Origin of the sequence: Pseudomonas sp. FW305-25 (assembly GCF_017351415.1) — a bacterium.
Lineage (GTDB): Bacteria > Pseudomonadota > Gammaproteobacteria > Pseudomonadales > Pseudomonadaceae > Aquipseudomonas > Aquipseudomonas chlororaphis.
This window is the reverse complement of sequence record NZ_JACNDE010000013.1, coordinates 65,172-78,652: the sequence shown is the minus strand read 5'-3', so window position 1 is coordinate 78,652 and position 13,481 is coordinate 65,172. Positions and strand designations below refer to the sequence as shown.

At 61.1% G+C, this 13,481-nt stretch carries 14 protein-coding genes; 7 read left to right on the top strand and 7 right to left on the bottom strand.

Annotated features, from left to right (window positions below):
- The first annotated feature begins 64 nt into the window (after positions 1-64).
- The 4 genes from J4E58_RS14830 (at position 65) to J4E58_RS14815 (ending at position 3,800) form a co-directional block, all read left to right on the top strand.
- Positions 65-1,441, top strand: a complete 1,377-nt coding sequence (locus J4E58_RS14830) for an L-serine ammonia-lyase (protein ID WP_087090276.1) — start codon at positions 65-67, stop codon at positions 1,439-1,441.
- A 41-nt stretch (positions 1,442-1,482) separates the two neighbouring features.
- On the top strand, positions 1,483-2,607 hold the full coding sequence (gcvT, locus tag J4E58_RS14825) for a glycine cleavage system aminomethyltransferase GcvT (RefSeq protein ID WP_087090274.1): 1,125 nt from the start codon (positions 1,483-1,485) through the stop codon (positions 2,605-2,607).
- 393 nt (positions 2,608-3,000) lie between these two features.
- On the top strand, positions 3,001-3,213 hold the full coding sequence (locus J4E58_RS14820; protein WP_007931076.1) for a cold-shock protein: 213 nt from the start codon (positions 3,001-3,003) through the stop codon (positions 3,211-3,213).
- A 98-nt stretch (positions 3,214-3,311) separates the two neighbouring features.
- Entirely contained in the window at positions 3,312-3,800 is a 489-nt protein-coding gene (locus J4E58_RS14815) for an RDD family protein (protein WP_007931077.1), read from the top strand.
- A 62-nt stretch (positions 3,801-3,862) separates the two neighbouring features.
- Here the strand turns inward: J4E58_RS14815 and nadA are convergent, their stop codons facing one another.
- Complete coding sequence (gene nadA / locus J4E58_RS14810) at positions 3,863-4,921, bottom strand: quinolinate synthase NadA (protein WP_007931079.1); 1,059 nt, start codon at positions 4,919-4,921, stop codon at positions 3,863-3,865.
- A 514-nt stretch (positions 4,922-5,435) separates the two neighbouring features.
- Here nadA and J4E58_RS14805 point away from each other — a divergent pair.
- From J4E58_RS14805 to J4E58_RS14795, 3 genes are all read left to right on the top strand, one after another.
- Entirely contained in the window at positions 5,436-6,683 is a 1,248-nt protein-coding gene (locus tag J4E58_RS14805) for a type II and III secretion system protein family protein (RefSeq protein WP_087090272.1), read from the top strand.
- A gap of 107 nt (positions 6,684-6,790) precedes the next feature.
- Entirely contained in the window at positions 6,791-7,513 is a 723-nt protein-coding gene (locus tag J4E58_RS14800) for a lipopolysaccharide assembly protein LapB (RefSeq protein ID WP_087090270.1), read from the top strand.
- Positions 7,514-7,515: 2 nt separating this feature from the next.
- Entirely contained in the window at positions 7,516-7,788 is a 273-nt protein-coding gene (locus J4E58_RS14795; RefSeq protein ID WP_062824881.1) for a DUF3613 domain-containing protein, read from the top strand.
- Positions 7,789-7,862: 74 nt separating this feature from the next.
- On the opposite strand, the gene J4E58_RS14790 is transcribed toward J4E58_RS14795, so the two are convergent.
- The 6 genes from J4E58_RS14790 to J4E58_RS14765 are packed head-to-tail and all read right to left on the bottom strand — an operon-like array spanning position 7,863 to position 13,475.
- On the bottom strand, positions 7,863-8,834 hold the full coding sequence (locus J4E58_RS14790; protein WP_007931083.1) for a type II secretion system F family protein: 972 nt from the start codon (positions 8,832-8,834) through the stop codon (positions 7,863-7,865).
- A gap of 27 nt (positions 8,835-8,861) precedes the next feature.
- Positions 8,862-9,848 carry a type II secretion system F family protein gene (locus tag J4E58_RS14785; protein WP_087090268.1) on the bottom strand — a complete coding sequence of 329 codons (987 nt, stop codon included), beginning with the start codon at positions 9,846-9,848 and terminating at the stop codon, positions 8,862-8,864.
- A gap of 2 nt (positions 9,849-9,850) precedes the next feature.
- Positions 9,851-11,284, bottom strand: a complete 1,434-nt coding sequence (locus J4E58_RS14780; protein ID WP_087090266.1) for a CpaF family protein — start codon at positions 11,282-11,284, stop codon at positions 9,851-9,853.
- Positions 11,285-11,287: 3 nt separating this feature from the next.
- A complete protein-coding gene (locus J4E58_RS14775; RefSeq protein ID WP_087090264.1) occupies positions 11,288-12,508 on the bottom strand; it encodes an AAA family ATPase in 1,221 nt (406 codons plus the stop codon).
- Positions 12,502-13,005 (bottom strand): TadE/TadG family type IV pilus assembly protein, encoded by a 504-nt coding sequence (locus tag J4E58_RS14770; protein WP_087090262.1) that lies wholly within the window; start codon positions 13,003-13,005, stop codon positions 12,502-12,504. The genes J4E58_RS14775 and J4E58_RS14770 overlap by 7 nt, the downstream gene beginning before the upstream one ends.
- On the bottom strand, positions 13,005-13,475 hold the full coding sequence (locus tag J4E58_RS14765) for a TadE/TadG family type IV pilus assembly protein (protein ID WP_087090260.1): 471 nt from the start codon (positions 13,473-13,475) through the stop codon (positions 13,005-13,007). The genes J4E58_RS14770 and J4E58_RS14765 overlap by 1 nt, the downstream gene beginning before the upstream one ends.
- Positions 13,476-13,481 lie beyond the last annotated feature (6 nt).

Sequence of the window (13,481 nt, the reverse complement as noted above, 5' to 3'; positions counted from 1 at the left end):
CGAACCGCAATACCCGCTTCCCCCGTGCGTGCCGATCAACACAATAAGAAACCGGAGAACCAACATGTCCTTGAGCGTGTTCGACCTGTTCAAGATTGGCATCGGCCCCTCCAGCTCCCACACCGTTGGCCCGATGCGCGCGGCCGCGCGCTTCGTCGAAGGCCTGCGGCGCGACGGACTGCTGGGCGCCACCACCTGCGTCAAGGTCGAGCTGTACGGCTCGCTCGGCGCCACCGGCAAGGGCCACGGCAGCGACAAGGCCGTACTCCTGGGCCTGGAAGGTGAACACCCGGATACCGTGAATACCGAAAACATCGCCGCTCGCCTGCAGGAAATACGCAGCAGCGGACGCTTGAACCTGCTCGGCGAACACCTCATCGCGTTCAACGAGAAAGAACACCTGGCCATGATCCGCAAGCCCCTGGCCTACCACCCCAACGGCATGATCTTCCGTGCCTTCGATGCCGCCGGATTGCAGATCCGCAGCCGCGAGTACTACTCGGTGGGCGGCGGCTTCGTGGTCGATGAGGACGCCGCCGGTGCCGACCGCATCGTCGAAGACACCACCAAACTGACCTTCCCCTTCAAGAGCGCCAAGGACTTGCTCGGTCACTGCACCACTTATGGGCTGTCCATCAGCCAGGTGATGCTGACCAACGAAAGTGCCTGGCGACCGGAAGCGGAAACCCGTGCCGGCCTGCTGAAGATCTGGCAAGTGATGCAGGACTGCGTGGATGCTGGCTGTCGCAACGAAGGGATCCTGCCGGGTGGCCTGAAGGTCAAGCGCCGTGCCGCCGCCCTCCACCGCCAGCTGTGCAAGCACCCCGAGGCGGCCTTGCGCGATTCCTTGTCGGTACTGGACTGGGTCAACCTGTATGCCCTGGCGGTCAACGAAGAAAACGCCAACGGCGGGCGCGTCGTCACCGCGCCCACCAATGGCGCCGCCGGCATCATCCCGGCAGTGCTGCACTACTACATGCGCTTCATCCCCGGCGCCAACGAAGACGGAGTGGTGCGTTTCCTGCTGACCGCCGCTGCCATCGGCATTCTCTACAAGGAAAACGCCTCCATCTCCGGCGCCGAAGTCGGCTGCCAGGGCGAGGTCGGCGTGGCCTGTTCGATGGCGGCCGGGGCCTTGTGCGAAGTGCTCGGCGGTACGGTGCAACAAGTGGAAAACGCCGCCGAGATCGGCATGGAACATAACCTCGGCCTGACCTGCGATCCGATCGGCGGCCTGGTGCAGGTGCCCTGCATCGAGCGCAACGCCATGGGCTCGGTCAAGGCGATCAACGCCGTGCGCATGGCCTTGCGTGGCGACGGGCAACACTTCGTCTCCCTCGACAAGGTGATCCGCACCATGCGCCAGACCGGCGCCGACATGAAAAGCAAATACAAGGAAACCGCCCGCGGCGGTTTGGCCGTCAACATCATCGAGTGCTGATGCACGCACATACGCATCTCACGTTTACCCAGGAGCTGAACATGTCCACCGAAACACTGTTGAAGACCCCGCTGCATTCGCTGCATCTCGAACTCGGCGCGCGCATGGTGCCGTTCGCCGGTTACGACATGCCCGTGCAATACCCGCTGGGCGTGATGAAAGAACACCAGCACACCCGCGAGCAGGCCGGCCTGTTCGATGTCTCGCACATGGGCCAGATCCGCCTGACCGGCGCCAAGGCCGCCCAGGCCCTGGAAACCCTGGTGCCGGTGGACATCATCGACCTGCCCGTGGGTATCCAGCGCTACGCCATGTTCACCAATGAAAACGGCGGCATCCTCGACGACCTGATGGTCGCCAACCTGGGCAACGACGAGCTGTTCCTGGTGGTCAACGCCGCCTGCAAGGACCAGGACCTGGCCCATCTGCGCCAGCACATCGGCCATTTGTGCAGCATCGAGCCGCTGTTCGAGGAGCGCGCCCTGCTCGCCCTGCAAGGCCCGGCGGCCGTCACCGTGCTGGCGCGCCTGGCGCCGGAAGTGGCGAAGATGACCTTCATGCAATTCACCCGCGTGAAGCTGCTGGGCGTGGACTGCTTTGTCAGCCGTTCGGGCTACACCGGCGAAGACGGTTTCGAAATCTCGGTACCGGCGGCCGACACCGAAACCCTGGCCCGCGCCCTGCTGGCCGAACCGGAAGTGGCCGCCATCGGCCTCGGCGCCCGGGATTCGCTGCGCCTGGAAGCCGGCCTGTGCCTGTATGGCCATGACATGAACAGCCAGACCACGCCGATCGAAGCCAGCCTGCTGTGGGCCATCTCCAAGCCACGGCGCGCCGATGGCGCGCGGGCTGGCGGCTTCCCTGGCGCGGAACAGGTGTTCGCCCAACAACTCAATGGCGTGAAGCGCAAACGCGTGGGCCTGCTGCCCCAGGAACGCACACCGGTGCGTGAAGGTGCGGAGATCGTCAACGAAGCGGGCGAGGTGATCGGCAGCGTCTGCAGCGGCGGTTTTGGCCCGACCCTGGGTGGTCCGTTGGCCATGGGTTACATCGATAGCGCTTATGTCGCACTCGATACGCCAGTTTGGGCAATTGTTCGTGGGAAAAAGGTGCCAATGCTTGTAAGCAAAATGCCATTCGTTGCACAACGCTACTATCGTGGTTGATCAACTGTTTCTATAAGTAACGCGGTTGCGTTAAAAGTGCACTAATCTGTAACGCAACCGCCATAAAATAGTGCATATCTTCGATATTGAACTTGCCTTATAACAGTTGAAAACAATTGAACGACCCTATCGAATAAGCCCAGATGCCTAGTTCCGGCAAACAGCCACCAAGCTGAGGAAAACCGGGGTTTCGCAGGGCTTGTTTTTTCTCCCATAGTTGGCGTAGAGTTTCCCCACTGTGTTTGCATGGGTCGCTTGGAATCGTGACCTGGGCAGTAGCTAACAAGTTTGCTACAACCCGTTCGACGTCTCTTACTTTCCTGCAACCCAGCCCAGTACTCCTTCATGAGAAAGAGACTGTCATTAATTTTTTAGCGTCAAAGGAAATAAGAAATGTCCCAACGTCAGAGCGGTACCGTCAAGTGGTTTAACGACGAGAAAGGTTTTGGTTTTATCACTCCAGAAAGCGGTCCGGATCTGTTCGTGCATTTCCGCGCTATTCAGGGCAACGGCTTCAAGAGCCTGAAAGAAGGCCAGAAAGTGACCTTCATCGCTGTGCAAGGCCAAAAAGGCATGCAGGCTGACGAAGTTCAAGCCGAAGGCTGATCGTCTGTAACGAAAAAGCCCCTGATGCTGACATCAGGGGCTTTTTTGTGCGCGCAATTCCGTAAAATGGCTTCTTTCTTTCGATCGAGAGGCCTGTGATGCCGAAGCACCTGCTAACCCCCCAGGGCGATTTCCCCGCCGCTGGCCTGGGCCGTCGTCTGGCAGCGATGTTCTACGATTTCCTGCTGTGCACCGCACTGCTGATCGTCACGGGCGGCGTCTACAAGTTCATCCAGTTGCAGATCCTCGGTGAAACCCGGATGCGCACCCTGACCGAATCCGGCGCGCTGGACGGCGATCCGCTCTACTCCACCGTCCTGCTGTTCGTGCTGTTCGCCTTCTTCGCCAAGTTCTGGACCCATTCCGGCCAGACCCTGGGCATGCAGGTCTGGGGCATTCGTGTGCAGAACGCCGACGGCAGCCGCATCAGCCTGTGGCAGGCCCTCCTGCGCTTCATGGTCTCGATCGCTTCCTGGCTGTGCGCCGGGCTGGGTTTCATCTGGATCCTGGTAGACAAGCAGAAGCGCAGCTGGCACGACATCTACTCTTCCAGCCAGATCGTGCGCATTCCCAAGCAGAAAAAATAATCCGCCGCACAGAAAAACGCCCCGAATCTCGGGGCGTTTTTCTGTGCGCTTGTCGAAGGCGATCAGGCATTGCCCGCCAGCTTCATCCGCGCCGCCTGAGTGAAATCCAGCATGCGCTTGAGCGGGCGAATGGCCTGGGGAATCAGTGCCGGGTCGACGAATATCTCGTTGCTGCCCTCACGCAGGCTCTGCAAGGTGCGCTCCAGGGTGTTCATGGCCATCCACGGGCAGTGGGCGCAGCTGCGGCAAGCCGCGCCGTTGCCGGCCGTTGGCGCCTCGATGAACACCTTGTCCGGGCACAGCTGCTGCATCTTGTAGAAGATGCCGCGGTCGGTCGCCACGATCAGCGTCTTGTTCGGCAAGCGTTGCGCGGCAGCAATCAGCTGGCTGGTGGAACCCACCGCATCGGCCAGCTCGATCACCGAGGTCGGCGACTCAGGGTGGACCAGAATGGCCGCATCGGGATACAGCGCCTTCATATCCTCCAGCTGCTTGGACTTGAACTCTTCGTGGACGATGCAGGCACCGTCCCACAGCAGCATATCGGCACCGGTCTGGCGTTGAATATAGGTGCCCAGATGCTTGTCCGGCCCCCAGATGATGGTTTCGCCGTTATCCATCAGGCTTTCGACGATTTCCAGGGCGCAACTGGAGGTCACGACCCAGTCGGCACGGGCTTTGACCGCTGCCGACGTGTTGGCATAGACCACCACGGTGCGTTCCGGATGCTGGTCGCAGAACGCCGAGAACTCTTCCACCGGGCACCCCAGGTCGAGGGAGCAGGTGGCTTCCAGGGTGGGCATCAGCACCCGTTTTTCGGGGTTGAGGATCTTCGCCGTCTCGCCCATGAACCTGACACCGGCGACCACCACGGTCTTGGCCGGGTGAGCGTTGCCGAAACGGGCCATTTCCAGGGAGTCGGACACACAGCCGCCGGTCTCTTCGGCCAGGGCCTGAATCACCGGGTCACAGTAGAAGTGAGCCACCAGCACGGCATCCTGAGCCTTGAGCTCGGCAGCAATCGCGGCACGGTAATGGGCTTCCTCTGCGGCCGTCAGCGGCTTGGGCTGTTTGGCGTCAAGGTGGGCCTGAACCAGAAGGCGTTCGGAAATGTGCGTCATGATCGCAAGACCTGCGGGCGCTTATGCGCGAAAGTCGAGTATACACCCGGCTCCGGACCCGTTGAGGGCACCGCCGGGAGAGTGAGTATTCATCAGGTGGTGCAGCGTTGAAACTGCGCAAGGCTACAGAATATCCCCTTGATGTAAAAGATGATTCTGACCTGTGTCACACGGCTCGCCCCGGCACGGAGCAGGTATCGGTCAAGGGGCACGAAAGCCTGCCAATTGCAGCCCCAACAGCGCAAACGCTTCAGTGACGCGCAACGCGCACTTGCACCATTTATGCGCATTGCATGCAGGCGAGTCTCGGCCTGGCGGTGAATCCCCTCGATCGACCAAGCGTTTTTTTACACTTCATAGCAATTTTACCTTTCTGCGCTAACGTCAGTTACAGAAACAGCTAACTGCTGGTTGGTTGCAGCAACACTTGGCGGGCTCTGGTTCAGATGACGGAGAAATGATCCCTGCTGACCGGCCCTTGCGGTTTCCCCCAGCCCAAACAAGGATGCAGTGCATGAACAGTGATTGTGTACAGGTGCTCAGGAGAGTGGCGTGGACATTGATTGTCGCTGGCCTTCCCACAGGGATGGCCATGGCGGCGTCAAATAACTGCGCTGGATTGCAGCCACTGCCGTCGACGGTGGAAGTGGGAGAGGGTCAGCAGACGATAATGCACTCCCCCGTCGCCATTACCCGGTTGGCCGTGGGCGACCCGAAAATTGCCGATGTGTATCTCAATGGACGGGATTCGTACCTGCTGACGGGTATTGCGCCCGGCGCCACCAGCCTGATGGTCTGGACAGCCTGCGACAAGGAACCTCGCCAGAGCATGGTGTTCGTCCAGGGCAAAGGCCCCCATTCAATGGTGAGCTCGCTATTGCCCCCTTCCGAAGATCCGGCTCTGGCCAGCCAGGTGCAGACCGATATCCGCTTTGTCGAAGTCAGCCGCACCAAGCTGAAAGAGGCCGGCACCTCGATCTTCGGCAAGAGCGGTAACTTTCTGTTCAGCTCCCCGGGCACCGCCCCGGTGGGGACGACGGTGACGCCCGGCAATATCGGTGGCCTCAGGCCGAACATACCGCTCAACAACGGCATGTTTAATATCGGCATTGGCGGCGGTAACGTCCTTGGGCTGATCAACGCCCTGGAAGGCAGTGGGTTTGCCTATACCCTGGCGCGTCCGAGCCTGGTGGCACTGAGCGGACAGAGCGCAAGCTTCCTGGCCGGTGGTGAAGTGCCGATCCCGGTCCCCAGCAGCGGCAGCGACAGTATTACCATCCAGTACAAGGAATTCGGTATTCGCCTGACCCTGACCCCCACAATCGTCGGAAATAACCGCATCGCCTTGAAGGTCGCCCCGGAAGTCAGCGAACTGGACTTCACCAACGGGATTACCGTCAACGATATCTCGGTGCCAGCCCTGGTTGTGCGTCGCACCGACACCAGCATCTCCCTGGCCGACGGCGAGAGTTTCGTGATCAGCGGCCTGATCAGCACCACCAATACCACGGCCGTGAGCAAGTTCCCCGGCCTGGGAGAGATCCCGATCCTGGGGGCATTTTTCCGTGATTCTTCGATCAGGCGCGAAGAGAAAGAACTGCTGATGATCGTCACTCCGCATCTGGTGCAACCGCTGGCGGTCAATGCCAAGCTGCCAACACTGCCTGGCGAGCCACTGCGCAACTACGACCCGAACTGGTTCCGTCTGTACTTCCTGGAAAACGGCAATTTTGACCAGGCCGCCAGCGGGCTTTCGCAATGAACCAGGGACCTGGTTCGTTGCTCGCCACACTCAGGCGCAATGACACCGGACTCGGCAAGTCCGGTGTTGGCCATTCCTCGACAATCGGATTGTTCCAGGAGGGAAAAATGAAAGTAGTCATTGCGGCGTTAGGGCTGCTCATGCTCAGCGGCTGCGCCACGAATGGCGGCGGTAGCTGGTCGAAGCAGGCCTGCAGCAAGCTGGATTCGGATCAGGAACTGTCGCTGAGCCTGGCCGACGACATGATCGACGAAGGCAAGCTGCACGCCGGCCTGGCCAATCTGCAACGCCTGCCGGAAGACCTGCCACAGGTGCGCATGCGCAAGGCCAAGATCTATCGCCAACTCGGCCAAAGCGAGGCCGAACCCCTGTACCGCAGCCTGCTCAGCACCTGCCTGGTCGCCGAAGGCGAGCATGGCCTGGGCCAACTGGCAGCCTCACGCAACGATAACGCTCTGGCCCTGGAACATCTGACGCGAGCGGCACGCCTGTCCCCCACCGACGAGAAAATCCGCAACGATCTGGGGGTGGTCTACCTCAACCAGGGGAATACCAACCAGGCCCGCTTTGAGTTCCTCACGGCCATGGAGCTGAAACAGGACAACCAGCTGGCAACCCTCAACCTGGTGACCTTGCTGATTTATCAAGGCAACTGGAAACAGGCCTCGGACCTGGTCAATCGTGCCGGCCTGAAACCCGAACAAGTCACCAGTGCCAAGGAGCGGGCCGAAAAACTCAGGAACGCGACGAAGAAGGCAGTTAACGATCAGGCAGTCACTGCAACGGATTCGTCGCCATCGAGTGTCAATCAACCAATAACGCAGAGGTAGTGATGAAATACCAAACGCTTAGCTGCCTGGGACTCTTGCTTCTTCCGCTGGTGACCCAGGCTATCGAACCCGGCCCGGCCTCCCTGTCACAACAGTCGACCGAAACCTGGCTGCTGCTGCAGAGTCGTAACCAGGTCAAGTCGCCCATCCCACAGAACGCCTCGCCCAGCGAACGGGAACTGACCCTGCAGCGCTGGCTGGACAACTACAAACACCCGATCCCCGAGTACTACAAGGAGTACGTAGGTTCGGGTGGGTCAGGTGGTTCGAAGTGACAGCAAGTCGCGATGGCGTTCAATTCAGAGGGGGCAATGCCATCCATGCCGATGGCCCTTGCCCCTCCCCTCTTTTATAACTTCCCGAATACTTTGAAGACGCCGATGATCGCCGGTCCTATGGCTACCAGAAAGAAGCTTGGCCACAGGCAGAAGATCAGCGGAAACACCAGCTTGGTGCCGATTTTCGCGGCTTTCTCTTCGGCCTGCTGGGTGCGCCGGTCACGAAACTCCTCGGCATAGACACGCAGGGTCGTCCCCACGCTGGTCCCGAAGCGAATGCTCTGCGCCAGCAGACTCACCAACCCGCGAATGTCTTCCAGCCCAGTACGCTCGGCCAGATGCTTGAGCGCTTCGGTACTGGGAATCCCGGCCCGGATCTCGGAGTTGACCAGTGCCAGCTCCATGGCCAGCTCAGGCTGGCTGACCGCTATCTCTTCCGATACCCGCTCGATCGCCTGGGGCAAGGCAAGGCCTGACTCCACGCAGACCACCATCAAGTCCAACGCATCCGGAAAGGCGACGAGCAAACGGGTCATCCGCGCGTTCCTGCGGCTGTCGACATAGATGGCCGGTACCAGCCAGCCTACCCCCAACGCCAGGATCACCAGCCCCGTCCCCAGAAGCAGCGATACCTTCGGTATCAGCGGCAGCGCCAGGACCGCCAGCGCCACCAATGCCAACGGTGTCAGCAGGCGCACTGCCCAGTACATCTGGACAGCGGCCGGGGAGCGAAAGCCCGCATGGATCAGCAAGGTCCGGGTCGCCGAGGCCTGTTCCTGTTCACCGGAGGCAAAACGCTGGCCGACCTGCTCCAGCATCAATTGCAGGTTGCTCGGCGCCCCCTGCTGCCGGTGACCATCGCCGCCATGACCGCGCTTGATCAGCAGAAGACGGCGGTGCACCGGGTCCTGCAACCCCTGCACCAGCAATATCAGGGTCGCCACGGCCAGCACCACGCTCAGGCCGATGGCCCCGGCGAACAGCAGGCGCGCCAGTTGCTCGCTACCGACCACACTTTTGATCAGACTCAGCAGATACTCCATGACCTCACCCCCTACGAGTGATTGTGCTCACACCTGGATCCGGATGATCTTGCGTATCCAGAAGATTCCCACCAGCATCGCCACAAACGCGCCAAGCACCATCTTCTGCCCCAGTGGCTCATTGATAAGCAGAGGCAGATAGGTCGGGCTCGAAAGCACAATCCCCGCCGCCAGTACAAAAGGCATTGCCACCAGGATCCAGCCCGACATGCGCCCTTCGGCCGAGAGCGTCTTGACCTTGCGCTGAAAGCGAAAGCGGCCGCGAATCAGGCTGCTCAAACGATCCAGTACCTCGGTCAGGTTGCCGCCCGTCTCGCGATGGATCAGCACAGTGGTCACCAGCATCATCACGGTCATGCTCGGCATGCGTTCCAGCAGGCCAAGCATGGCCCGACGCACATCGTTGCCGTAGTTGATGTCGGCAAAGGTCAGGCCAAATTCGTGGGCAACCGGCCCCTTGTGCTCGTCGGCCACCAACTGCAGGGTTTCGTTGAACGGATGTCCGGCACGCAGCGCCCGGCACATGGCATCCAGGGCATCCGGCAATTGCTCCTCGAACAGGGCAAAGCGTTTGTTGCGGTCTCGGGAGATTTTCAACACCGGCAGCCAGAAGGCCATAGCAGCAGCCGTGAGCGCCGCCCACCACAGCTGCGTGAACAGCCACGTCCCCATGCCAGCCACCATCATCAGGACCAGGCTGAGCATCAGCACCCGATAGGCGCGGTACTCATGCCCGGCCTGCTCGATCATCTGCGCCAGGGCCTCCATCGCTGGCAATTGCTCCAGACGCGCCTCCAGCGGGGACAGGCGACGCAGGTATTTCTGGCGCAGTACCGACTGCATGTTCTCCAGGTTACTGGCCCGCTCCAGCAGGTCGAGGCGACTGCGGATACGCTTGCGCACCTTGCCGGCCTCGCCGAACACCGGCACCGCCACGCTCTGACTGAGCAGGAATATGGCGGTGAACACCATGCCGAGAAATGCCAGGATGAACTCGCTGGGGATCTGATGCATGACTAGCCCTCCATCCAGTCTGGCCGGAACAGGCTGAGCGGCAGCTCGATGCCCCGTTTGGCCAGCACATCGCGAAACGCCGGAACCATGCCGGTGGGGCGGAATTCGCCCACAACCTCGCCTTTCTCGCCCAGACCACTGCGCACGAAAGAGAAGATCTCGGTCATGGTGATGATTTCCCCTTCCATGCCGTTGATTTCCTGCACGCTGACCAGCCGCCGCGTGCCGTCCTCCTGCCGCTCCAGCTGGATGACCACACCGATGGCCGAAGCAATCTGCTGACGCAAGGCCTTGATCGGAAAGGTCGCCCCCGTCATCGACACCATGTTCTCGATCCGTCCCAGAGCATCGCGGGCGGTGTTGGCATGGATGGTGGTCAGCGAGCCGTCGTGGCCGGTATTCATCGCCGTCAACATGTCCAGCGCCTCGGCGCCCCGCACCTCGCCGATGACGATGCGGTCCGGGCGCATACGCAGGCTGTTGCGCACCAGCTCCCGCTGGCCCACCTCGCCACGGCCCTCGATGTTCGACGGACGGGTTTCCAGGCGTACCACATGGGGCTGCTGCAGTTGCAGCTCGGCCGAGTCTTCGATGGTCACGATCCGCTCGTTGTGCGGAATGAAACTGGACAACACGTTGAGCATGGTGGTCTTGCCGCTGCCGGTCCCTCCGGAGATCAGGACATTCAGCCGGCCGCGGACGATGGCCTTGAGCATCAGGGCGATACCCGGGGTCAGGGTACCCATCTGCACCAGGCTCTCGGTGTTGAGCAAGTCCACGGCGAAGCGGCGGATCGACATGCTCGGCCCGTCGATGGCCAGCGGTGGAATGATGGCGTTGACCCGTGATCCGTCCTTCAGGCGAGCGTCCACCAGCGGCGAGGACTCATCGATGCGCCGCCCCAGGCTGGAAACGATGCGATCGATGATATTCAGCAGGTGCTGGTCGTCGCGAAAACGCACATCCGTTCTTTGCAGCTTGCCGAAGCGCTCGACGTACACCGAGGCATGACCGTTGACCAGGATGTCGGACACACTCGCATCGTTCAGCAGCGGCTCCAAAGGTCCGAGGCCAAGCACCTCGTCGGCGATCTGCTTGAGGATCAACTGACGGCTGCTGGAATTGACCGGCGCCGAATGCTCGTCGAGCAGGCGCTGGCAGATGTCGCGGATCTGCCGCCCGGCTTCGGCCGGTTCCAGGGAATCGAGGAGCGACAGGTCCATGACCTTGAGCAACTGCTGGTAGATCTTTTCCCGCCACTCGGCCTCCATCGGGCCAAGCTTGGTCCTGGTTTCATAGAGCAGGTCCGGCACACTGGCCTCCCAGGCCATGAGCACGCTGGCGCACTCTTTGCCGTCGAGGGACGCGTCCTGCGTTTCTGCCGGTGCCTGTTTACCGGGTTGCTGACGCAGGCGATTACGAAAGTCGCTGAGCATGGCCTAGCCTCCGAACAGACGATTGAAGGTACGTTTGAACAAACTCTTCTCGGCGACCTCGATTCCGATCAGGTTCTGGGTCAGCTCACGCAGGGCCAGGGTCACCCCCGAACGTGACGCATGCAGCTCAAGCGGCACACCGGTGTTCTGACTCTCGCTGACCACCGCATAGTCATTGGGCACGGCTTGCAGGGTCGTGCAGCGCAGGGCATCGGAAATATCCTTGAGGCTCACTGGCGAGGCCTTGTTGTAGCGGTTGACCACCACTTGTATCCGGTTGCTCTGCACATTCAGGTCATCGCGCAGGATGCGGGTCAGGCGGGTGCCATCCTTCAGGTGGCTCAGGCTCTGCTGCAGCACGACGTAGATGCGATCGGCCTGTTCGAGCGTGACGCCGGTGAGGTGATCGATCTGTCGTGGCAGATCCACCACGACCCAGTCGTAGGTCCCACGGGCCAGGCGCAACAGTTTCTCCAGTTGGTCCAGGTGCACATCCTGCGTCAGGCACAGCTCCCCGGTACGCCCGCCCAGCACATGCAGGGTCGGGCTGAAGTGGTTGCAATAGCCACGCAAGGCGATGCTGTCCAGGGACTCGACCTGCTTCAGCACATCCACATGGCTGTGGGTAGGCACCACATCCAGGCAATGCGCCACGCTGCCGAACTGCAGGTCCAGGTCCAGCAGCAGGGTCCTACCACCGCGGGTGGAAAGCTGATGCGCCAGGTTGCAAGCCAGCATCGAGGCTCCCGAACCGCCTTTGGCGTTCATCACCGCAATCAGCTTGCCTCCGGTTCCCTGCTCCGCATTGGCCTCCATGAGCATACGGCCAATGGCCGCCTGCAGCTCTTCTGCCGCTACCGGCTCGGGAAGAAAGTCCCGGGCACCGGCCTGCATCGCCAGGCGCATGCCCTCGCGCTCATCCAGCGGGCCGCAGACCAATAGCGGTGGGCGCTCCTTGAGCGGATGCTGCAACAGGGCCGCCAGCTCTTCACGCCACAGATGGCTGACACGCAACAGCAGGAAGTCGGGCATCTGCTCCAACCCATACAGCGGATCGGTATGACCGTTGCTCACCAGGCGAGTGGTTACCTGCAAGTTCGGCAGTCCCTGGCTCAACGCTTTCAGGTGATTCAAGGTGGTCACGTCGCGCCCACTGATCAGCAGGCGTTTGCCTTGCTTTTCAGTAGCAGCAGCGACGACGGGCGCTTCTCGGGTACTCAACATGGTGTGATCTCCGGTGTGACTGCTGCCTGGGGCTGCCGACCGAGGCTTTCACGTGGCACGGTCGACCTGAATACCGGTAGGACAAACACCCCGTTGAACCCAGGAATCAGCAGATTGAAACTGAAATTGGATACCTGTAGCTGGACATAACGAATGGCGACAAAGCCGTTGGTGCCGGTCAGATCGTTGGGGCTGGCGACGACCGCGCCGTTGGCGTCCAGATAAACCAGGTTCAGGTTGGCGGCCGTCAGGTTATTGAGCAGGCTGCTCGGACCGCTGTTGGTCGAAGCGTTGAACATCGCCCGGCGCAGAATCACCGGATCGTTGATGTCGCACACTGCCGCCAGACGGGCGCCGCGGCGCACGGTTTCATTCAGGGCATTGACCGTGAAGTACAGCCGGCCCATTTCCAGCACACCGAACAGCACGGTGAACAGCACCAGGCTGGTGATCGCGAACTCGACGGTGTACAGCCCACGCATACCTTTGACGTTCATCACAAAGCCCTCATGACGACAGTGGAAGTCAAGGCCAGGCCCAGCGGCACGTTGCTGCCATACAAGACGGGCAAGGCACTGCCGATCACCGGCACATAGGTGTAGGTAATGCTGACCTGGATATGCTCGGCACCCACCGCGGTGACCGTGACATTCGCCGGCGTCAGCCCCGACACCGCCGCCGGGTAGCCATTGGGATTGGCGGGCACGCCATAGACAGCGATGTTCTTGGCCTGGGTCTGCAGCGTACCGCTCAGTTCGAGCTTGCCGAGGGTGGAGTTCCACGCTTTGTCAGCGACATAACGCCCTGCGTCGCGACTGGCCTGCATCAGGCTGTTGTACTGGAACAACATGCGGCCGAACTCGGCGAAGGTCAGCATCAGCAACAGCAGCAGTGGCAGCGTCAACACCAGCTCCACCATCGCCAAGCCGCTCTGGTTGCGCGGCGACCTGAATCCTCTGCGTCCCATAAAACC